The sequence below is a fragment of the Murimonas intestini genome (assembly GCF_024622195.1).
Classification (GTDB): Bacteria; Bacillota; Clostridia; order Lachnospirales; family Lachnospiraceae; genus Murimonas; species Murimonas intestini.
The window spans coordinates 107,992-130,443 of the sequence record NZ_JANKBI010000016.1 but is presented as its reverse complement, the minus strand read 5'-3'; the positions used below and the strand labels follow the sequence as shown (position 1 = coordinate 130,443).

The following is a 22,452-nucleotide window of genomic DNA, read 5'->3' as shown; positions in this document are numbered from 1 at the left end:
GAAGAAACCTCTGTTATAATTGTAATGTAATTTTATATGATAACAGAGGTTTTCCAGTTATCCCAAGCCTTAACAGTTGCCGCTGTTGGGGCTTTTTTCGTTCTCGTCCTGCCACAGATACTTAGCACCGTCCAATAGCCAGAGAATAGCTTTCAGCATGTCCAGACAGTCATTTTTCATATCCTGCAAACCCTCCGGCGATAAAGTGATTTCCGATTGTTCAAACTGCTCCGTCACTTCCCGGATATTGGTCTGCATAACCTTTAATTCCTCCACCAATTGATAAATCACCTCTTTTTTACCGACCACACAAACCCGGTTATAAATGCAGGAACGGACAAAATAATCTTTCTTTAACATACCGCTTGCTAAAATCTTTGCCTCGATTTCCTCCCGTTCTCTGGGTGAAATACGAAAGCTGATAGTTGGATACTTATGAACTCCGCTCATTTTCTTCCTCCTTGCCGTTTTCAATCTCCAACCTGTCCGCAAGTTCTCCCTGCTTGTTAGGATATAAATGTGAATATGTATTTAATGTTGTTTCAATTTTCTCATGCCCCAGCCGTTCAGCGATTGCCAGCGGCATGAACCCCATTTCTACAAGCAGAGAGGCGTGTGAATGTCTCAAATCATGCAGTCTTATCCTCTTTACCCCGGAAGCGTTGATACCTCTGATAATTTCATGTTCCATATAGGACTTTGTAAATCGGAACATTCTTTCGTCTGCCATAATGCCGTATAAATGGGAAATATACTCCTGCAATTCTTCTACAAGAAATGGCGGTATTGTTACAATCCGTTTGCTCTTAGGTGTTTTAGGCGGTGTAATAATGTCCCTGCCCTCTATCCGCTGATAGGATTTATTGATAGAGATTGTACGCTTTTCTACGTCAATGTCCTTGTAAGTCAGAGCTAATAATTCTCCTATCCTCATGCCCGTCCAGTAGAGAAGCAGGAACGCCATTTTTGTTTCCGACTTATCCTCTACCGTTTCAAGAAACTGCTTAAATTCCTGTTTCGTCCAGAACTCACGCTCCCCGGCATGGCTCTTTCCAATGCTCCCGGCTTTCCGGCATGGATTGTCTTTCAAATCATAATAGCGAACCGCATAGTTAAAGATTGCCGCCAACTGATTATTAACCGTTTTCAGATACGTTGGGGAATAGCCCTTTTTCATCAGCGCATTTTGCCACGCTCGAATATCAGATGTCTTAATCTCATTCATACACTTTTTCTTGAAATAGGGAATAATTTTCAAATCAATAATGAATTTCTTCGTCCGCATGGTATTTTCACGCAGACGGTGTTCCATATCCTCATAGTAGATGTGGACAAAGTTTTCAAAATTGATGTCTAAATTTCTCTGCTGTTGTTGCAGGAAATCACGCTCCCACTGTTCAGCTTCTCCCTTATTTTGAACCCTCTTTTATTCTTCTTATGGCTCACTCCCTGCCAGTCCTTATAATAGAATTGACAACGCCACATCTTTCCGTCCCTTGTTGCCGCCATAGGTACTCTCCTTTCTCACATGGCTACGGTCAGACCGTAGAATTTTTCTTCAAAGTATTTTGTCTGAACCTTGCCGCAGATTGTCCTGTAGCCTTTTGCTTTTAATTCCTCATTCAGTCCCCGGATAATCTTATAAGCATAGCCCGTTGATACGCCAAGCATTACCGCCGCTTCCTCTGCCGTTACATACATCTTCTTTGATTTCTCCATTCATTGTCCTCCTATATTTTATATAGGGACTTTTGTTCCTTAACTACATTCTCATTATACAGGCTCTTTTGTCCCTTGTTAATATATTATTCTTGAATTGATTGATTATTTTCAATAGATATGATAGAATACAAATGTCCCTATTATTCATATTATCAAATACTAAAGGAGTGACTGCATGACAGTAGGAGAGAAAATAAAGACATTCCGAACAATCCGGGGAATTTCACAGAATGTATTAGGAGAACTGGCTGGCATAGATGGAACCACTATTCGTAAATATGAATTAGGAAGCCGGAAGCCAAAGCCCGACCAGCTTTTGAAGATTGCCAACGCTCTAGGCGTGAGTATCAATGTATTCACGGATTTTGATATAGAAACTGCTTCTGATGTCCTTAGTCTGCTTTTTAAAATGGACGAGCAGGTAGATATGGAAATTGACGGTGAAAAAGACAGTGAGGGAAATCTCATTCCAGACACGATATGTATTCGTTTCAAACACCCGGAAATCAACAGCCGGCTTGCAAAATTCGCAAAAGCTAAGAAATTGCAGGAAAATTTAATTGCTTCCAAAGACGCATTTCCAAGTGAGGAAGCATTTAATAAAGAATTAGAGCAGATGAACGAGACTTGCGAACAGATTAAACAACATTTAGTAGATACCAATAGAGTTGTAAGAAAGGGAGCGGCAGATATTTCTGTCAAAGTGTATCCAGAAAACAAATAGAAATGAGGTGTGTAAAACTTGAATGTAATATTTCAGAGAGCAGAAATTTCAGAACCCGCATTATTCAGCCCGTCCGACACAACAAAAAAAGTAGAATATTTTCCAGAAATATGTGTTTCCACATTTTCAGAAAATATCATTCAAAAATTTTCTTCGTTAAGCAATACCGAAAAGATAGCAGAATTATATACCGCCAATGGTATCATACCCGTTTATAAATCTCGATATAAGGGCACAGACATTGCCTTTTACCTATCCAGAGTAGGCGCACCAGCCTGTGTTGTGGGCTTTGAAGAAGTCGTTGCTATGGGCGCAAAAAAATTTGTTCTATTCGGTTCCTGCGGCGTATTGGACGGTGAAAAGGTAAAGGACAGTATCATTATCCCTGTTTCTGCTGTCCGTGATGAGGGAACAAGCTATCACTATATTGCACCCTCGCCTGAAATTGAAGCAGACGCACATTCTATCCAAACGCTGGAAAATGTTCTAACAAATTGCGGCTATCCCTATGTAAAGGGCAAAACATGGATTTCTGACACAATTTACAGAGAAACCATACCAACCATTCAAGAACGCAGGCAAGAGGGTTGTCTTGTAGCAGAAATGGAATGTGCCTCCATGTTAGCAGTCGCAAAATATCGGCATATTCCTTTTATCCAATTTTTGTATGGCGCAGATAATCTTAGTTCTGATACATGGGAAATCAGAGATTTGAACTTGCATGGTTTAAATAACGCAGAAAAATATATGGTACTTGCTTTTGAATGTGGACTTGCTATATAAAACAGATAAAGCAGGTATCATGATACCCGCCCCAAATCCAGTATTCATCAAATAAATAGAGCCAAACGACATAAAGCAACCCCGGAAATGCCCATTTTATCCGCATTTCCGGGGTTCCGTCCGTTACTCAAACTCAATCGTAGCCGGCGGCTTCGGAGACATATCATAACAAACCCTGTTCACATTCTCCACTTCCTTCAATATCCTGCAGGTAATCCTCTCCAGCACATCCCAATCCACTTTTTCAATAGTAGCTGTCATAGCATCTATGGTATTGATTGCCCTGATTATTACCATGTACTCAAAGCAGCGTGCATGGTTCTTCATACCTACTGATTTGAAATCGGGAACTACTGTAAAGTACTGCCATACCTTTTTGTCCAGTCCGACTTTCTCGAATTCTTCACGCAGTATTGCGTCTGATTCTCTGACTGCTTCAAGTCTGTCACGGGTGATGGCTCCCAGGCAGCGCACACCGAGTCCCGGTCCCGGGAACGGCTGGCGGTATACCATGCTGGCCGGAAGTCCCAGTTCTACGCCGCAGGCCCGGACTTCGTCCTTAAATAACTGCTTTAACGGCTCTACCAGTTCGAACTGCAAATCTTCTGGAAGGCCTCCTACGTTGTGATGTGATTTTACCATCTTGGCTGTTTTTGTACCGCTTTCAATGATATCCGGGTAGATGGTTCCCTGGCCCAGGAAATCGATTCCGTCAAGTTTTCTGGCTTCTTCTTCAAATACACGGATGAATTCACCGCCGATTATTTTACGTTTTTCTTCCGGATCTGACACATTTTCAAGCTTGCCAAGGAAGCGTTCTGTGGCATCTACATAGATGAGGTTTGCGTGAAGCTGGTTCTGGAATATTTCAACTACGCTCTCAGATTCATTTTTACGCATCAATCCATGGTTTACATGTACACAGACTAACTGCTGTCCGATAGCTTTGAGAAGGAGTGCTGCCACTACTGAGGAATCAACGCCTCCTGAAAGAGCCAGCAGGACTTTCCTGTCACCTACCTGGCGGCGGACCAGTTCCACCTGATCTTCTATGAAGTTCTTCATGTTCCAGTTCGCTTCTGATTTACATTCATCAAAAACAAATTTCTTCAGCTCTGCTTCATCCGGAAGTGAAGTGTATTGTTTTTCGCACTTGGCAGACGGATAATCAATAGAGATTACGGGATAGCCGCTTTCATAAATAAATGGATTAACTTCTACAGTCTGACCGTCTACTACACGGTTTTCTCCTCCATTTAAGATAATTCCTTTTACATTATCCAGCTTCTGCAGCTCTTCCGCTGTGATATCATGCGGATGGATTTCACTGTATACTCCCATGTCGCGGATCATACGCGCTAATACGGTGTTCTCTGTACTTCCCAGGTCCAGAATAACTATCATGTCCTGTTTCATCTTCGCTTTCTCCTTTGCTTTTCCTATTTTATGAGGATTATCCTCATGCTGTTTTTATTATAACCTACTCTTACACATTTCTCCATTCTATTTTTTATAAAATATGCATTTCTTTTTCACAAACCAAATACACTGCTGCAAATCAAAGCCCCCGCCGCAAGCAGTCAGGGTATAAACTTGCAGTGCTGCAGAGCAGCTAATATTTAATCTGCGTGCTGTCTTGGTCCGCCGAAATCACAATTTCTTCACAGTTTTATCGTATAATACCTGTAATTATTTTACTCCGGCACATGGCAGATTTACATCCAGCAGGGACAATGGACCGTCCAGGTTCTGCAGTCTGCCATTGCGGAGATAATTCTATAATCAAGGATGTGCAGAGCTGATATATACCTGCATCCGCCAGACATCCTAAAAAATTCTATTGAAAAAGGAGTATTGATTAATGAAAAAAGAAAACCGGAAACTTGCGCAGGAAAGGCGTGCCGAGGAACGCCGCATAATGGAACAGAGGAAAAAACTGAAGAAGTACCTGGCTTTTGGCCTGCCTGTTGCTGCACTCATCATACTCATTATAGTGCTTGCCGTATACAATTCAAACGGAAATTCATCTTCTAAGGAAAATGATACCTCTGAGAGTTCCACTTCCTCTACCGGGAATAATGCCACTGAAAGTACTGGCCTTTCAACAGATGAATCTCTTGCCGTAAAGAACGGTGATACTGTTAGTATTGATTACATCGGCTCTGTGGATGGCGTTGAATTTGATGGCGGCAGCACGAAAGGAAATGGTACTGATCTGGTTATTGGCTCCAATACTTATATTGATGATTTTGAGGAACAATTGATCGGACATCATCCCGGCGAAACAGTGGATGTCAACGTGACCTTTCCTGAAAATTATGGCAAAGACAATTTAAATGGGAAGGATGCACTCTTTAAAGTCACTATAAATGGTATCTATCAATAAAAATCCACATACACACCGCAAAAATGAGAACTGTTCCCTGTAGTCAGGCCGCAGTTCTCATTTTTTAACGTAACAAACTTTCTAATCTATTATCGCTGCTCCCTCAACAATGATTTTAAGCACACTGATTTTAAAGAAAAACAGGAACAATATTGACAGCTGTCTGACAGATATATTACACGAAGAGATTCACATTTGACATCTCTGCATCTCCCAGATAGGAAGCAACACCTGCCAATTCCACACCATCTATCAGTTCTTCCTTTGTTATGCCCATTACATCCATTGACATGGTGCAGGCCACCAGCTTGATTCCCTGGGCCATTGCCTGTTTCATCAGTTCTTCCAGCGATGAGACATTTTTATCTTTCATGACTTTTTTCATCATCTTTGTTCCCATTCCGCCCATATTCATATTTGAGAGCTTCAGCTTTCCAGTCCCTCTTGGCATCATAGCGCCAAACATTTTTTCCATGAATGGTTTTTTCACTTTTACCTTTTCTGTCTTTCGCAGGGCGTTCAGTCCCCAGAATGTAAAGAACATGGTTACCGGACGGCCCATGGCGGCCGCGCCGTTTGCTATAATGAATGCAGCCAGAACCTTATCCAGATCTCCGTCAAATACAATGATTGTCTTTCCCTGCCGGTCCTCGCCGGGCGTTGTAATATCATGTCCGCCGTCTGCCTGGGCTGTCTGCACATCCGGGAACCATCCTTTTTGGATCCTTACTATATTCTGCACACCTTCTCTGCGTTTTCCGAGCATTGTGTTTCCTGTCCTCGCGCACCATGCTTCTATATCTCTGGCAAAGCCCATATCTGTTGCGGATATCTCCAGGCATTCTCCGTCTTTCATGGTCTTGAGTGTCTCGTTTACCTTCATGATCGGACCCGGGCACTGCATCCCGCAACAGTCCAGTATCTGCATTTTCATTTCATTTACTGCAGGTCTCTGCTTTTCTCCCATAATTATATTTTCCTCCTGCGCACACCGCACTTCTTTTCTCTCCTGTCCTTCCCTTTCCGCCTCAGATGCTGAGGGGGTATAGTGACAGGTTTTATACAGGGATGTACCCCCTTCCAGCACTTTTACATTAGAAAATCCATTCTGCATCAATATCCTGGCGGCATTGTAGGAACGGACCCCCACAGCGCAGTACGGTATGATCAGTTTATCTGTATCCAGTTCCCTGATCTGCTCTCTCAGCTGACCCAGAGGGATATGGATGGAACCAGGGATGGAAAACACCATACGCTCCACATCTTCAGTTATATCCAGTATGAGGAAACTGTCCTTTTTATCAGGTTCTGCCATCAGCTCATCCAGCTCCTTTACGCTTATAAAGGAAACAAGTCCCTTTCGGATATTTTCAGCTACAAATCCAAGCATATTCACAGGATCCTTGGCTGAAGAATATGGAGGGGCATAAGAAAGCTCCAGCTTTGCCAGATCTTCTGCATTTCCTCCCAGACGCATGACTGTGGCAATCGTATCTATTCTTTTGTCTGCGCCCTCCTGCCCCACGATCTGTGCCCCCAGGATCTTCCCATCCTTTTCAAATATCAGTTTAAGTGTCAGCGGAGTGGCTCCCGGATAATAGCCGGCATGAGATTTCTGATTTATTATTACAGCTTCATAATCCGTGCCTTTTATCTTCCCTGCCTCATTAAGTATTTTTTCATTAAGCCCTGCAGTTGCTGCAGACATGTCAAATACCCGGGCTACTGCTGTCCCGATCGTTCCCCCATATGTCTTGCTGTCCCCTGCGATATTGTCTGCACATATCCTGGCCTGTTTATTTGCCGGGCCTGCCAGTGGGATCATAGTCTTTTCCCCTGTAACCAGATGAGTAGTTTCTGTCACATCCCCCACCGCATATATATTAGGAACAGAAGTTTGCAGATGGCTGTTCACAACCACGCCTCCTCTGGCGTTTACCTCCAGCCCTGCTTCCCTGGCCAGCTGGCTGTTCGGCCTGACACCTATTGAGAGGATTATCATGTCAGCATCCACACATTTTCCGCTTTTAAGAAATATAGTTGTTTTCTCCCCATCACCTGAAAACTTCTCAACCCCGTCTCCCAACAGAAGCTGTACGCCGTTTTCCTGCATATTTTCGTGGAGCAGCTGGGCCATCTCCTTATCCAAAGGCGCCATCACCTGGTCCTGCATTTCTATGACGGAGACACTCAGTCCTGCTCTGTGCAGATTTTCCGCCATTTCAAGCCCGATAAATCCTCCGCCTATCACAGCTGCACTTTTTGGCCTTTTCTCAGTCAGAAATTTTTTGATCCTGTCAGTGTCCGGGATATTCCACAGTGTAAATATATTCTCCGCCTCAATCCCCGGTATCGGCGGCTTTACAGGGGAAGAGCCTGTTGCCAGAATGAGGTTGTCATACCCCTCCTCATATATTTTTCCTGTCTTAATATCTTTTACAGTAATTGTATTTTTTTCAGGATGCAGGGCTGTCACCTCATTCCCTGTACGTACCTGTATATCAAATTTCTTCTTCATTGCCTCCGGTGTCTGAAGCAGCAGGGCTTCTCTGCTTTTGATCACATCGCCTATATAATAAGGAAGTCCGCAGTTGGCAAATGAAATATATTCTCCCCTCTCCAATACTACGATCTCCATTTTTTCATCTCTTCTTCTCAGTCTGGCAGCCGCAGTTGCGCCTCCGGCCACACCTCCGATAATAACAGTTTTCTTAGCCATAAAATAACACCCCTTCTTATAATTGTCGTAACTGTTCAGTACCTTCACAGTTACATGCAAAAATCCATTTAAAATCGCCTTCGGCGATGGGATTTTTGCACCCTTGAATCATTTTCTTACGGTCTGTGCAGTAAATGCACAGACCTGCTGAATAGTTACTAATTGTCCGCCTCAATTGCGCTCATTATAGCTATTATATAATAACCGGGAGGTTTCTTCTGTGATTAAGTCACAGAACAACCTCCCGGTTATTACAAAATATTTATGTCAATTCTTTTAATCTCTTCCTGTCAAGTACACAGACCTTCCCTCTGGAAATTTTGACAAGCCCTTCTCCTTCAAAGTACTTCAGCATCCTTGACACCACCTCCCGGGCGCTGCCTGTGTATTTTGCTATCTGGTCATGGGTGATATAAAGGGTATCTCCCCCGGCTTTAGCTAATTCATCTATAAGAAATACAGCCAGCCTTTTGTCAAAACTCATGAACAATATCTGCTGCATTGTCCACATCACATCTGAAAAACGCTCTGCTGTCTGCTTGTAGATATAATTCTCAGCGTATATATTCTCTTTGGCCAGACTCCTGAAGATATCCGGCCTGACTGTGATCAGGCTGCTGTCCTCCTCCGCATCGATCAGTATGTCAAATGTGATCTCTTCCATAAAGCAGGAGGCGCTGAGGACACATGTGTCCCCGGAGAACAGCCTGTAAAGAGTGATATCTCTGCCATCCTCGGACTGGATATAGACTCTGAGCTGGCCGCTCCTGACAAGGATGATGCCTACACACTCCTCCGCTGCATTGTGCACAAAGGTGCCTTTACTGTAGCGGGAAGAAACCGCATGGCTGCAGATATCCGCTCTCTGCCTCTCCTCCAGCTTTTCCCAGAAAGGAAAATAAGACGCCAGTTCCTTTTCCATATCTTTTCCTATAGCTTTATCTGTCTCTTCCTGTGCCATTTCCAACCTCCTTCTTCCGCTGAATTATAATTGCCCTTTAATTACTATATTATCATAGGATTCCAGGGATAGACCACCGTTTTTTTAATTTGGAAATTATATCCTGAATTGCTTCGTGCTCATTCTCTGCTTTCCCACGGCTTTATAATAGCAGCATCACAGACCTTCTGTATGTACTCAAAACTCATCGCACACCGTTGCTCCCGGTTACTGTCTGTATACTGCTATCCGCAGAAAATTTTTCCGGCACAGCTGTTTTCTGAATTTCGGCACAAAAAATACCGCCTCCCATGAGCTGATATCTCAGCCCTTTTTCTGTGAAAGCGGTATTTCCCTTCAAATTTCCCTCTAAAATGATCTATGCTCCGGCGCGGCACACCATTAACTATGAGTGCCTTTTTCTGCCTTCAGATGCATCATTGCCGTATCATACCATATCATTGCCGTACCGTTCATTCAGCCAGATATGCCAGTACAGCCTGTGCCACAATATCTGCTTCTTCCGGCTTTAAGTTATAGGCATTCAGGAAAATGACATTTTCCGGCATTCCAAATTCCGGTCCGTATACACCTACATCTACAGGCGGATCAAAGGCTCTTGTATATTGGTTGCATTCCTGAGCAGTCCTGCCTTTCGGAAGGGTCACCAGCAGCAGGGGCTGATATGTCCCCAGGCGTCCTATGGAACGAAGCTCTGTCTGCACATCCGCCCCCTGCCTGAGAAGTCCTTCCAGCTTCTGGAGCAGGATCTCCTGCCGCTTAAATCCTTCCTCAGGTTCTTCCTCCACAAAAATCTCCAGCGCTGTCAAAAAGCCTGCCAGCTCTTCTTTTCCAGTCTTAAATGCACGTCCGATCCGCGGATTCGGGCTGGCTGCCATGCGGCAGGCCTGGATCAGATCCTTTCTGCCTACCACCAGGCCGGTACACTGGGGCCCTTTGATATGCTTCCCGCCGCTGTATATAGCCAGGTCAGCCCCCAGTTCCTTAGTATAATACCAGAGGTAGGAGCTGGGAGGCAGCTGGGCCGCAGCATCCACCACTACCGTCACCCCCCTGGCCTTAAGCGCCGGTATCACCTCTTCACAGGTGGGAATCCCCTCCTCGTACAGGGTGGCCGGAAAGAGGAAAACTGCTGCCGTCCGCTCATTTACAGCCTCCAGCATGGCTTCCACACTTGGTTCCACAGGAACGATCACCGCTCCTGTCAGTCCCGTGAGCTTCCAGTATGGGATCAGCTCCCTGAACTTTCCGTCAAACATCAGTATCTCTTTTTTTTCAAATTGTTCCAGATGAGGAATCTGATCCAGCTTCTTCTCATCCGGTCCGCAGATGCAGGCAGCGGCGGAGAGTATCAGGCCGCCGGCCGCCCCTGTGGTAACAAAGGCTGCTTCATTATTTGTCAGCTCTGCTGCGCGCTCACATACGGCATCCATCAGCTGGAAGATATCTACAAAGCCCCGCCCTGCCTCCTCCATGGCCTTCAGTGTTCTGGGATCCATCAGGGATCCCCCCAGGTTCGTGTATGTCTCACTGGCATTGATCAGAGTCCTGATCCCTAATTTTTCATAAAACTCCATATCTTTTTTCTCCGGTCTCACTTATTCAATCCCCGCCTGACGGCTTCTCCTGCGAGAATCCCGGTCAGTGTCCCTTCCTCCAGGGCAGGAAGCCCATTCACATACAGGGAATGGATTCCCTCCGGCCGCCTTCTGGGATTTCCGAATGTGGCCTTGTCACACACCTTTTCATAATCCATAAGGCAGATATCTGCCTTCATGCCCGGCTTCAAAAGCCCTCTGTCTTCCAGGTGGTACATCTGTGCCGGCATGGAAGTCAGTTTCTTTATAATGTACTCTGCCGGAACACTGCGATCCCTCATATGGGCAATGATCCTGGCAAAGGAGCCGAATGCCCTGGGATGGCAGAGGATACCTGTGGGAATAGTGTCACTGCCCACCGTATACCTGTCGTCTGTAAAAAGACGGTACTGGTCATCATACAGCTTTTCCTTCAGTTCCTCTGTCTGATTTTCAATTCCTGCAAACCCTGCTTCCAGCTCATTTTCAATAAGAAGCCTTATTACTGCCTGGGAGAAGGTCTCTCCATGCTCTTCTGCTATCTCATCCACAGTCCTTCCAAGGCTTCTGCTGTAAGGATCTTTTGTAAGGATGATCCTGGCAGTCTGCCCCGGTCCGAAGAAATAAGAATGGCGCTCATCCATTTCACGCAAAAGCCTGTCCCGCATTTCTTCTGATGTCAGGCGGTCCATGATCTTTCGCCAGCTGCCTTCCTGAGCCCATCCGGGCACCAGGGCCAGCAGCAGGCCAGCTCCCACCAGATACGGATAGAACTCGTAATAGATCTGGGCTCCTTCCTTTTCCAGTTCTTCAAAGGGTGCAAACATCGTATGATAATCCTCCATGCCTCCTGTGCGGTAATGGAGCATATTCAGCCTTACTTTTGTCCGCCTCACAACCTCCGCTGCTTCTTCCAAAGATGAGATTGGGATCTGTCCGTCGTTCAGCCGCTGGTGTACGCAGAATAAACCATCGTACTGTTTCACCACGCTGCACATCTCTGCAAGTTCTCTTGTATTGCTGTAGCCGCCCGGATAGTAGGAAAGCCCCACGGAAAGTCCTACGGCCCCTTCCTCCATGGCATCTGCCACCACCTGCTTTGCAGCCTTAAGCTCTTCCTCATTAAGGGGCCTGTCTTCAAACCCGGTGATCATCTGCCTGACAGCATTGTGTGAGACATTGGCCGCCACATTGACAGCAGAGCCTCCCAGCAGGTCCAGAAATTCACCAAAGGTATTCCATTTTTTAAAATAACGGCGGTAATCTCCAAAGATACCAGAATTTATCCGCATGGAATCATCAAACATTTCATCCTTCATTGGTGCAAATCCCAGTCCGCACTGTCCTGTGACGACAGTTGAAATTCCCTGGTAAACTGCATTCGGATGCTGACGGTTCGCCATCAGGTTTAATTCCGAATGTGTATGCCCGTCGATCAGACCCGGTGTCGCCATAAGACCTCTTGCATCCACCACCCTTCTGGCTTCCAAAGCCTCCAGACGGCCGACAGCCGAAATGCGGTCACGGTCCACCGCGATATCACCATAATAGGGCTTTTCACCGCTTCCATCCACGATAAGCGCCCCCTGAATCAAAAGATCCATATATAATCCCTTCTTTCCAGAATACAGTTATACTGCTCCGTCCTGCGGTTCCATTTCCACGATCCCCTCAATCTCTACCGGAGTATTGCCCGGCAGGGCAACAGCCCCGATGGCAGAGCGGGACGGCGCTCCTGTCTCCTCCCCAAAAAGGTCTACAAGCAGCTGTGTCGCACCATTGGCAACCTGCGGCTGCTCATAGAAATCGGGCTCACACGCCACAAACACCAGAATTTTCACAAATGATTTTACCCTGTCAAGGCTTCCTATATGCTCTTTAATTACAGAGAGGTAATTCAGGATCGTCCTTTTCGCTGCCTCCTGTCCTTCCTCAACAGTCAGATCACTCCCCAATTTCCCGGATGGTCCTTCTCCTTCTATGTAGGCTCCGCACCCTGAAATATAGTAAAGGTTCTCTCCAAGCGGCTTTACGCTGGCATAAACCCCGCCTTTTCCCGGTGCCGGCGGCAGAGCCAGCCCGAGCTTCTCCAGCTTTTCTTCTATTGTCATATCTGTCTTCTCCTTTTTATCCTGCCTCGTATTCTCACGGTCTGTGCAGTAAATGCACAAATCCGCCAAACGGCCTGCCTGTTCTTTTAAATTCCAGACACCCTACGGCCTTACTGCTGTCCCATCCTCCAGTCTGGAGAACAGCCAACTGAAATCCATCTCCATTGGCGGATACTTCGCTGCCGCTTTTTCATCGAAATCCACTCCAATGCCCGGCCTGTCATTCAGATAAGCATAGCCGTCCTTAGTAAACGGGCATCCCGGGAATACTTCTTCCTCAGCCTCATTGAAGCCTGCAAATTCCTGGATACCGAAATTCGGGCTGCTCAAATCAAGGTGCATCTGGGCTGCCATTCCGATAGGCGACAGGTCATTCGGCCCGTGCCATGCCGTCCTCACCTGGTATGACTCACAAAAAGCCGCCAGCTTTCTGGCAGGTGTCAGCCCGCCGATGTCACTCAGATGGCATCTGATGAAATCAATCCACTGGTTCTGGACCGCAGTCCTCCACTCTATTGGATGTGTAAACAGCTCGCCCATAGCCAGCGGCACAGTTGTCTGCTTTCTCAGGTATTCAAAATAATTTACCTGTTCGGGCGGCAGGGCGTCTTCCACAAAGAATGGCTTGAACTGTTCCAGCTCTTTTACAAAAGCCAGTGTATCAGCCAGTGACAGGCGTTCATGGATATCATGCATAATCTCCAGATTCCAGCCCACATTGGATCTGATCCTCTCAAAGAGCCTTATTACACTCTGCATATAAGTCCTTGTAGAATAATAAGCCCCTGCCGGCGCATTTTCGGGATGGACCATCTTCTGGATGCTGCCGTCAAAATTTCCCCCGTATGTGCCCATATGGCAGCGGATATAGCGGTATCCCTCTTCCATAAAAGCATGTATCTTTTCTTCAACAGCTTCAGGGCTGTTGCCGTCAGCGTGGCGGTAAACAGCGATCCCCTCCCTGCATTTTCCTCCGAACAGGCTGTAGAGAGGCATTCCCGCCAGCTTTCCTTTTATATCCCAGAGGGCTTCATCCACCCCTGAGAGCGCATTATTCAGCACAGGCCCGTTCCTCCAGTAGGAGCTGCCCATCATCGACTGCCAGATATCTTCAATATCGTGGACAGACCGTCCCTTCAGCATGGGGCAGAGATATTCTTCAATTGCTGTCACCACAGCCTTACACCGCCATGTAAAGGTGGCGCAGCCTACCCCGTACAGCCCCGGCTCTGAGGTCTCTACCCTGACTACCACCAGGTTATTGCCGTGAGGCGCTGTCACAAATACCTTAATGTCTCTTATTGTTATGGCTTTCATATTCTCTCTCCTCCGTTTCTTATGAATTAATTCTTAACTGCGCCGCTTGTCATTCCGGCAATAAAATATTTCTGGAAGCACAGGAACAGGATAATAAGCGGGATACACGATACGCTTGACGCCGCCATCATATCATTCCAGTGCACCTGGTTCTGTGTGTTAAGTGCAACGATACCGACTGTAAGTGTCTTCAGGGAATCCTTTGAGATCAGTACTGAAGAATACATGTATTCATTCCAGCCGTTAATCAGCACAAAGATCGCTACTGCCGCAATCCCCGGTACCGTAAGGGGCAGGATGATCTTTCTGAATATCATGAAGCTGGATGCCCCGTCCACCCTGGCCGCCTCATCTAATTCCACCGGGATCGTCTTAAAATAAGACGTCATCATCCATGTAGAAAAAGCAATATTTGTTGCGGCATATACTATGATAAGCCCGATCAGGGAATTTGTCAGGTGGTATTTAGTCAACACAGAATAGAAAGGAACCACCAGCATGACACTGGGGAACATCTGCGTTACAAGCAGGAATCCCATAAATGTCTTCTTACCTTTAAAGTGGAACCTGGTGACGCCATAACCTGCCAGACAGGAGCAGGCTGTACAGATGATCATGGAACCGAGGCAGGCCACAAGGCTGTTTTTTGTCATTGTACCGAAATTATACAGGCCCCAGAATTTTTTGAAAGAATCCAGAGTGATCTCTGTGGGTATCCAGATCGGATTAGGCGAATAAGTCTCAGCCTCTGTCTTAAAAGCTGTAGACACCATCCACAGGACCGGCACTAATATGAACAGAGCCAGTGTGATCAGGAGTATGTACCGCAGAGTGCTTCCGGCAATCCTTCTGCTCTTTTTTGATTTAAATAATGTTTTACTCATCCTTCAACACCATCCTATACACTTTGCTGATTAAATAGCAGATGACGAATACGATAATCCCCCAGGCGGCGGCTTTACCGAATCGCAGGTCATTAAATGCAGTGCCGTAGATATTCAGGCTGATCAGGTCTGTGGCTGTACCCGGCCCGCCTCCTGTCATTGTGTATACAAGTGTATACTGTTTGAACCACCATACACTGTCCAGGATGATGGTAGTGGTAAGTACAGGCTTCAGACCCGGCACTGTTACATTCAGAAACTGTTTCCATTTGTTTGCCCCATCTATCCTGGCAGCCTCATACAGGTCACTGGAAATCCCCTGAAGACCTGACAGTATCATTGTCATGACAAGCGGATACCCCTTCCAGATACAGACAGCCACGACGGACGGAAATGCAAGCTGGGCTGAACCCAGCCAGGATATATTTGACGAGATTATCCCCAATGACTTGAGGATACTGTTCAGGACACCGTACATTGGATTCATTATCCATGTAAACAGAAGGGCGATTACAGTCTCCGGAAACAGCCATGGGAGCATGAAAATAACCCTGAATATTGTTCGTCCCACAAATTTTTTATTCAGAACAGAGGCCAGGATAAAGCCTATGATGAAATGTCCTGCCACTACAAGAATCATGAACAGGAATGTGAGGAGGACTGAAGTGTAAAATTCTGATTGAGTGAAAGCCTGCAGATAATATTTCAGTCCGACAAATTTCCACTTATTTACAAGGTTCGTATTATAAAAACTCAGATAAACTCCGTATATCATAGGATAGATAATCAATGCCACCATCATGATCACAGCCGGTGATATGAAGCGATAGCCCCCAAGCTGATAACGCCTCAGTTTCCGGGAAGTCGCAGGTTTTTCTTTGGTTGCAGCAGCCATAGCAGAACACCTCTCTTATATTGAATAGCAAAAGGCTGAGGGGGGAACGAATCCCTTCCCTCAGCCCGTCACAGCTTATTATTTATTTGTTATAAATATTTTTTAGTTATAGTCTTCCAGGAGCTCATCCAGAGCTGCCTTGAAGTCTTCCACTGCCGCATCATTTGTTTTCTCACCGCTGAATACTGCAGAATATGCATCTCCGAGAATACTCTTTAATCCGCTGATACCTGCAAAGTTCATAGGCGGAATGCATCCGGCCTTAATAGTATCCAGATATCCTTTATAATCATCGCCTGTGATGTATTCTGCTTTCTGGCCTTCAATTGTAGACGGGATCTTTCCGCTGGACTGCCAGAACTTAAGGTCCTTATCATGTGTACTGAAGAATTTCAGGAAGTCAACTGCTGCTGCCTTCTCTTCATCAGAGGCATAGCTGCAGAGCGCGTAGCCTTCAGCATTGAGCATTGTGCCAGGATGTCCTCCTGGAATAGGGAAGGAACCGATATTTCCTTTCAGATCCGGGTTGCTGGCGTAAGCCACGCCAATAGCATTACTTCCTGAAAGCATCATGCTTGTATACCCCATTGCGAAGTAATTGGCTGCTGTAGCGTAATCTACTTCTGTGATACCTGTAGGAACTACTTTGTATTCATTATTCATGTCCGTCCAGAATGCGAAAGAATCGTTGAAATTATCTCCCAGATCAGGAACCCATGCTTCTTCGTCTTCATCATAGCTGATCATATTACAGCCTGTGCTCCACAGGTAAGACATAAAACGGCTCTGTCCTGAACTATTATTTGAGCCAACCATAGAGAATCCCCACTGGTCTACTTCGCCGTCGCCATCTGAATCTTTTGTCAGCGCTTTGGCACATTCCAGAAATTCATCCCACGTTGTAGGAACTTCAAGCCCTGCTTCTTTAAAACGGTCCGTCCTGTAAAGCATAGCAGACGGCTGCACATCAATCGGGTAAAATGCAAGGGATCCGTCCAGTGTACAGGCTTCTGTAATTCCCTCCGCAAACATAGATAAGGTCTCTTCATCCAGATAGCCGCTCAGATCTTCCATCAGCCCAAGGTCATACAGAGTGGGCGCCTGATCCACGCTTGTAAAGAACATGGTGGGCAGGTCATCCGGTGATGTCACCATAGCTGCCAGCTTCGTATAAATATCATTGCTGCTGATTGCCTGTACTTCAATATTTATGTTCGGATTTTCCTTCATAAAATCATCTGCATACTGGTATACATACTGTCCATGGGGATCTTCACTGGCATACGCACACATGATCGTTACATTTACTTTATCACCATTATCTGCCGCCATTACACCCATAGGCAGAACAGAAACAGCCATAACACTTGCTAACGCAACAGCCAAACTCTTTTTCAACATTTTTAAGCCCTCCTAATATCATCATTATTCACAAACAACAGACCTTTTTACATGTTTTACCAAGAAATTTGCTGCAGCATTTTTGGTTTTGATTTTTTTCTGTTGTTCAACTTGGTGACTTTAGTATAACACCGGCTCTATGATTTTTCTCACCATTTTTCTAACGAAAATCACCATTTTTTTGATAGGGCTGTCAAAAATGATTATGTAATAGATATTATATACACAATTATTGTAACTTTAAAACTGGCGCCTGCTGTCTGAATCAGCCAGATACTGTTCAAATCTTTTTTTATACTGAAGCGGAGAAACATTCATCTTTTCCCGAAACTGGCGCAGGAATGTGTTGACGCTGGTATATCCCACCATCTCTGAAAGACTCGTAATGCTGACATTAGATTTTTCCAGAATCCTCACTGCATTTGTTACACGCACTGAATTAATATAGGCGTTTACATTTTTCCCAAAGACTTTGCTGAAGTTTTTACTTATAGTATTGGGCTGCAGATAGAAAAGGCTGCTCAGGGCGTTCAGGCTCAGCTCCTCAGAATAATGAAAATCTATGTAGCTCTTAATATCACTCATGATTTTGTATGTCCCGCTCACATCCTGCCTTTCCAGGTTAAGAAGACGCTTCAGAGCGATCGTCAGCTCCAGCAGCAGGGCATACACCATGTCCCCTCTCCCTTCCTCATCGCCAGCAGTCTCATCCCGAAGCTGCCATATAATGCCTATCATCCTCTTAAATACAGCGTCATCTATATTCTTCAGCTTCAGGGCGTCTTCCTGGCTCTGTGTCCTGTATACATTCATATACCCGTTAATTATAGGGAGCGACTGCATAAAAGCCGGAATAACTGCCAGTCCGTACCGCAGACATGGAACTTTTGTAAATTTTCTGGAATGGGGGTCTGTGCCTCCCACTACCAGTACATCATTCTTCCCAATATGATAGTAATTTTTCCCAATTCTGTACTCTGCCTCCCCCTCCTCTATAAAAAGGAGCTCGCAGGAATTGTGGACATGATAGATGGGATTTTCTGAATAATCGCCTGAATAGCTCACATATACATTCTGGTTATTCAGGGCTATAAAATGATCCTCCTCATTATAAGAATTTAAAAACTTCTTTGTATCCTGCATACCTTCACCCCTTCCTTATCTCTCAACAGTATCTTCATTCTCAAACAACTGACGTGTGTCTATATCCGCCATTGCCTGCTTCATCCTCTTCTTATACTGAAGAGGTGAGACGTCCATCTTCTCCCTGAACTGCCGAAGGAATGTATTTACATTAGAATAGCCCACCATTTCTGAGAGCTCCGTGATGCCGATCTCCTCCGACTCCAGAATGCGGACCGCATTAGTGATGCGGACGGAATTTATATACTGGTTTATATTTTTCCCCCAGACCTTCCGGAAATTCTTACTGATAGTGTTGGGCTGGAGAAAAAATCTTCTGCTCAGCTCTCCCAGACTCAGGTCTCCGCCATAGCAGAGGTCAATATGATTTTTGATCTCATTCATAGACTTGTAGGCCTCGCTTGTATTCTGGCTCTCCAGGTTTAACAGACGTTTCAGTATGACAGTCAGCTCCAGCATAAGGGCATATACCATATCTCCTCTTCCCGCCCCTGTCTCCTGCGTCTCCTCTCTCAGCTGCCAGAGTATCTGGATCATTCTTCCAAAAATCACATCATCAATGCCAATGAGTTTATGATGGTTTCTCAGACTCTGTGTCCTGTATACATTCATGTATCCATTTATGATCGGCAGAGACTGCAAAAACGAAGGCATCACCGTCAGACCGTATCTGATGTAGGGAACTTCAGTAAAAGTAAACCTGTGCCTGTCTGTGGCGCCGATAATAAGAACAGTATTTTGCTCTACCTGATATACCTCATCATTAACCTGATACTCAGCCCTCCCCTTTTCCACAAACAACAGCTCACAAGAATTGTGTACCTGCGAAAGTACGCTCCTCCTGTAATTGCCGCTGTAGCTGACACAGACATCCTGCCTGTCAAATGCCGCAAGAAGTTCTTCTGTTTTATAGTTGTTCAAATACCATTCCGCTGACTTCACTGTCATCCCCCCTGTATACACCAGAACTATGATCTGGTATAAAATCCGCTGTTTACTGCCATCCTGTCTATATAATCCTATTCTATCAAACAGCTGCCTTAATAGCCAGAATTTCCTGTCAGGCTGTGTTTAAAAAATAATATCTTGTAAAACAAACTCTGCTCCATTATAATAGGTGAAGTAAAAAATAAATTTTAATTTGTTAACACTATAGGAGGAACGTCTGTGAACAAAGAAATGGTCATAGTCCTCGACTTCGGAGGACAATATAATCAGCTGATAGCAAGGCGCGTCAGAGAATGTAATGTATATTGTGAGGTACATCCCCACAGTATGAGTCTCGATGCCATCAAAGCGATGAACCCTAAGGGAATCATTTTTACCGGCGGTCCCAACAGCGTATATAAAGAAGATTCACCAACATGTTCTAAAGAGATCTTTGAAATGGGAATCCCCATCCTGGGTATCTGTTATGGTTCCCAGCTCATGTCACATCTGCTTGGGGGCAGTGTGGCAACAGCGCCTGTCAGTGAATATGGAAAAACAGAGGTGGATATCGAAGAAGGAAGCTGTATTTTCGAAGGCATCTCTAAGAAAACGATCTGCTGGATGAGCCACACTGACTATATCGAATCAGCTCCCGAAGGCTTCACAGTCACTGCACACACACCAGTCTGCCCTGTGGCGGCTATGGAATGCACTGACAAAAAACTCTATGCAGTCCAGTTCCACCCGGAAGTGATGCATACCCAGGAAGGCATGAAGATGCTCTCCAACTTTGTATATAATGTCTGCGGCTGCACAGGTGACTGGAAAATGGCTTCCTTTGCAGAGACGACGATCAGGGAACTGCGTGAAAAGATTGGAAATGGAAAAGTCCTCTGTGCTCTCTCCGGCGGTGTGGATTCCTCAGTCGCTGCAGTTATGCTCTCTAAGGCAATCGGCAAACAGCTCACATGTGTATTCGTAGACCACGGCCTGCTCCGGAAAAACGAGGGTGACGAGGTGGAGGAAGTCTTTGGCCCCAAAGGCTCATACGAATTAAACTTTATCAGGATAAATGCCCAGGAGCGCTTCTACAGTAAGCTGGCCGGCATCGAGGAGCCGGAACAGAAACGTAAGATCATCGGTGAAGAATTCATCCGCGTATTTGAGGAGGAAGCTCAAAAAATCGGGTCTGTAGATTTCCTGGTTCAGGGGACAATCTACCCGGATGTAATCGAGAGCGGCCTTGGTAAATCCGCAGTCATCAAATCCCACCACAATGTGGGAGGGCTGCCCGACTATGTGGATTTCAAGGAAATTATCGAGCCTCTCCGCCTTCTCTTTAAAGACGAGGTACGTAAGGTGGGACTCGAACTTGGTATTCCTGAATATCTTGTATTCCGCCAGCCGTTCCCCGGCCCGGGCCTGGGAATACGTATCATCGGTGATGTCACTGCCGAGAAGGTCCGCATTGTACAGGATGCAGACGCCATCTACAGGGAAGAGATAGCAAAAGCCGGCGTAGATAAGACGCTGGGCCAGTACTTCGCCGCACTCTCCAACATGAGATCCGTAGGTGTCATGGGCGATGAAAGGACTTACGACTATGCCGTAGTCCTTCGCGCTGTCAGCACTTCTGACTTCATGACAGCAGAAGCTGCCCCTATTCCATGGGATGTACTGCATCTGGTGGCCAGCAGAATCGTAAATGAGGTAAAGGGTGTCAACCGTGTACTGTATGATTGTACGGGGAAGCCTCCGGCTACGATAGAATTCGAGTAAAATTATTTTTGCATATATTATTCTGAATGGCAGGTATTTATTTTGAGTATCTGCCATTTCTTGTATTATATACAAATGGTCATAATAGGAGCATTTTTTGTTGCCAATAATATAATAAACATTATATTCATTAAAATATTACAAACGATTGACGATGTAAACCGAAACTGGTACAATAGTACTAAAGGAAGGTGATGATTATGGCAACAGTACCAACACAAATTAGGATTGATGAAGAGTTAAAAAAACAAGCAATAGAGTTATTTGGACAATTAGGAACAGATTTATCGAGTGCTACAAATATGTTTTTAAGGCAGTGTGTATTAAGAGGTGGTTTGCCTTTTAATGTAGAACTTCCCAAATATAAACCAGAAGTTATAGAGGCGATGGAAGAAGCTAAAAAAATTAATCGAGATCCGGACACTAAGAAATATAATAGTTTTTCCGAAGCTTTAAAGGATATGGAATTATGACCTATCAATTAGTACTAACTGGTAAGTTTAAAAAGGGCTTAAAACGAGCGAAGAAACGAGGATTAGATATAGAATTACTGGATACCGTAGTAGACAAATTGATTCATGGACTTTCATTGGATGATAAGTACAGGGATCATGAACTAAAAGGAAGGTACACAGGATTTAGGGAATGTCATATCCAACCAGATTGGCTTTTAATTTATTTAATTGAACATGATATTCTAACTTTGACTTTAGTTGACACTGGAAGCCATTCTGATTTAATCGATATGTAACAAGGTTTCTGGCAACATATTGGCAACAGAAAATCAGTAAACCAGAATAAATGATGTAATTGAAGTAAAAAGGGCGTGTATCTGCACAAAGCTTAAACAAATATAGTTAGAGATAACAAAGAACACCGAATTCGAATAATAATGAAAATCCCCGGAAGCCGTTTAAATACTGGATTCTTTGATCCATTTTTGAGACCGTGATATTATTTTGACATTATAAGCTACAATAAAATATTTAAATTAAAAATGCTCCGGCATCTCAACTCCCCTGCCCCTCACTCATGAGGGGCAGACTTTTCTTTTGCCGATTTTTGTTACATAATATTCTCATGAACGTTATCCAGAAAATATTAAAAGACCATTATGAGA

Annotated in this window: 20 protein-coding genes and 1 pseudogene; 6 read left to right on the top strand and 15 right to left on the bottom strand. The window is 45.0% G+C overall.

The window, feature by feature from the left end; all coding sequences use genetic code 11:
• Positions 1-69: 69 nt before the first annotated feature.
• From NSB28_RS19475 to NSB28_RS19465, 3 genes and pseudogenes are all read right to left on the bottom strand, one after another.
• Positions 70-450 carry a plasmid mobilization protein gene (locus tag NSB28_RS19475; RefSeq protein WP_109748169.1) on the bottom strand — a complete coding sequence of 127 codons (381 nt, stop codon included), beginning with the start codon at positions 448-450 and terminating at the stop codon, positions 70-72.
• Positions 434-1,509, bottom strand: a pseudogene (locus tag NSB28_RS19470) (site-specific integrase). The gene NSB28_RS19475 and the pseudogene NSB28_RS19470 overlap by 17 nt, the downstream one beginning before the upstream one ends.
• Positions 1,510-1,524: 15 nt before the next feature.
• Entirely contained in the window at positions 1,525-1,719 is a 195-nt protein-coding gene (locus NSB28_RS19465) for an ICEBs1 excisionase (protein ID WP_109748170.1), read from the bottom strand.
• A 178-nt stretch (positions 1,720-1,897) separates the two neighbouring features.
• Here NSB28_RS19465 and NSB28_RS19460 point away from each other — a divergent pair, with 178 nt between their 5' ends.
• Together NSB28_RS19460 and NSB28_RS19455 are read left to right on the top strand one after the other, a co-directional pair.
• Positions 1,898-2,446, top strand: coding sequence for a helix-turn-helix domain-containing protein (locus NSB28_RS19460; protein WP_109748171.1), 549 nt, complete (start codon positions 1,898-1,900; stop codon positions 2,444-2,446).
• An 18-nt stretch (positions 2,447-2,464) separates the two neighbouring features.
• Positions 2,465-3,229 (top strand): nucleoside phosphorylase, encoded by a 765-nt coding sequence (locus tag NSB28_RS19455; protein ID WP_109748172.1) that lies wholly within the window; start codon positions 2,465-2,467, stop codon positions 3,227-3,229.
• Between the two features lie 123 nt (positions 3,230-3,352).
• On the opposite strand, the gene guaA (NSB28_RS19450) is transcribed toward NSB28_RS19455, so the two are convergent.
• On the bottom strand, positions 3,353-4,645 hold the full coding sequence (guaA, locus tag NSB28_RS19450; RefSeq protein ID WP_109748173.1) for a glutamine-hydrolyzing GMP synthase: 1,293 nt from the start codon (positions 4,643-4,645) through the stop codon (positions 3,353-3,355).
• A gap of 445 nt (positions 4,646-5,090) precedes the next feature.
• Between guaA (NSB28_RS19450) and NSB28_RS19445 the strand changes: the two genes are divergently transcribed.
• Positions 5,091-5,615 (top strand): FKBP-type peptidyl-prolyl cis-trans isomerase, encoded by a 525-nt coding sequence (locus tag NSB28_RS19445; RefSeq protein ID WP_109748174.1) that lies wholly within the window; start codon positions 5,091-5,093, stop codon positions 5,613-5,615.
• Between the two features lie 175 nt (positions 5,616-5,790).
• On the opposite strand, the gene NSB28_RS19440 is transcribed toward NSB28_RS19445, so the two are convergent.
• The 11 genes from NSB28_RS19440 to NSB28_RS19390 form a co-directional block, all read right to left on the bottom strand.
• The gene (locus NSB28_RS19440; protein WP_109748175.1) at positions 5,791-8,334 is read right to left on the bottom strand and encodes an FAD-dependent oxidoreductase; all 2,544 of its coding nucleotides are present in this window, start codon (positions 8,332-8,334) and stop codon (positions 5,791-5,793) included.
• 262 nt (positions 8,335-8,596) lie between these two features.
• A complete protein-coding gene (locus tag NSB28_RS19435) occupies positions 8,597-9,295 on the bottom strand; it encodes a Crp/Fnr family transcriptional regulator (protein WP_243134810.1) in 699 nt (232 codons plus the stop codon).
• Between the two features lie 452 nt (positions 9,296-9,747).
• Positions 9,748-10,872 (bottom strand): aminotransferase class V-fold PLP-dependent enzyme, encoded by a 1,125-nt coding sequence (locus NSB28_RS19430; RefSeq protein ID WP_257497896.1) that lies wholly within the window; start codon positions 10,870-10,872, stop codon positions 9,748-9,750.
• Between the two features lie 17 nt (positions 10,873-10,889).
• Positions 10,890-12,476, bottom strand: coding sequence for an N-acyl-D-amino-acid deacylase family protein (locus tag NSB28_RS19425; protein ID WP_109748177.1), 1,587 nt, complete (start codon positions 12,474-12,476; stop codon positions 10,890-10,892).
• A 27-nt stretch (positions 12,477-12,503) separates the two neighbouring features.
• The gene (locus NSB28_RS19420; RefSeq protein WP_109748278.1) at positions 12,504-12,983 is read right to left on the bottom strand and encodes a RidA family protein; all 480 of its coding nucleotides are present in this window, start codon (positions 12,981-12,983) and stop codon (positions 12,504-12,506) included.
• 102 nt (positions 12,984-13,085) lie between these two features.
• A complete protein-coding gene (locus tag NSB28_RS19415) occupies positions 13,086-14,300 on the bottom strand; it encodes an enolase C-terminal domain-like protein (protein WP_109748178.1) in 1,215 nt (404 codons plus the stop codon).
• 26 nt (positions 14,301-14,326) lie between these two features.
• Positions 14,327-15,184 carry a carbohydrate ABC transporter permease gene (locus NSB28_RS19410; protein ID WP_109748179.1) on the bottom strand — a complete coding sequence of 286 codons (858 nt, stop codon included), beginning with the start codon at positions 15,182-15,184 and terminating at the stop codon, positions 14,327-14,329.
• Positions 15,177-16,079: a carbohydrate ABC transporter permease gene (locus tag NSB28_RS19405; protein WP_109748180.1), complete on the bottom strand. Its 903-nt coding sequence runs from the start codon at positions 16,077-16,079 to the stop codon at positions 15,177-15,179. The genes NSB28_RS19410 and NSB28_RS19405 overlap by 8 nt, the downstream gene beginning before the upstream one ends.
• Before the next feature lie 102 nt (positions 16,080-16,181).
• A complete protein-coding gene (locus NSB28_RS19400) occupies positions 16,182-17,480 on the bottom strand; it encodes an ABC transporter substrate-binding protein (RefSeq protein ID WP_109748181.1) in 1,299 nt (432 codons plus the stop codon).
• 240 nt (positions 17,481-17,720) lie between these two features.
• Positions 17,721-18,623 carry an AraC family transcriptional regulator gene (locus tag NSB28_RS19395; protein WP_109748182.1) on the bottom strand — a complete coding sequence of 301 codons (903 nt, stop codon included), beginning with the start codon at positions 18,621-18,623 and terminating at the stop codon, positions 17,721-17,723.
• 15 nt (positions 18,624-18,638) lie between these two features.
• Positions 18,639-19,565: an AraC family transcriptional regulator gene (locus NSB28_RS19390; protein ID WP_257497895.1), complete on the bottom strand. Its 927-nt coding sequence runs from the start codon at positions 19,563-19,565 to the stop codon at positions 18,639-18,641.
• Positions 19,566-19,790: 225 nt separating this feature from the next.
• On the opposite strand from NSB28_RS19390, the gene guaA (NSB28_RS19385) reads away from it, so the two are divergent.
• From guaA (NSB28_RS19385) to NSB28_RS19375, 3 genes are all read left to right on the top strand, one after another.
• Positions 19,791-21,332, top strand: a complete 1,542-nt coding sequence (guaA, locus tag NSB28_RS19385) for a glutamine-hydrolyzing GMP synthase (protein ID WP_109748184.1) — start codon at positions 19,791-19,793, stop codon at positions 21,330-21,332.
• 200 nt (positions 21,333-21,532) lie between these two features.
• Positions 21,533-21,805 carry a type II toxin-antitoxin system RelB/DinJ family antitoxin gene (locus tag NSB28_RS19380; protein ID WP_257497894.1) on the top strand — a complete coding sequence of 91 codons (273 nt, stop codon included), beginning with the start codon at positions 21,533-21,535 and terminating at the stop codon, positions 21,803-21,805.
• Positions 21,802-22,083 (top strand): type II toxin-antitoxin system YafQ family toxin, encoded by a 282-nt coding sequence (locus NSB28_RS19375; protein WP_109748186.1) that lies wholly within the window; start codon positions 21,802-21,804, stop codon positions 22,081-22,083. Before NSB28_RS19380 ends, NSB28_RS19375 begins: the two co-directional genes overlap by 4 nt.
• The last annotated feature ends 369 nt before the right edge of the window (positions 22,084-22,452 follow it).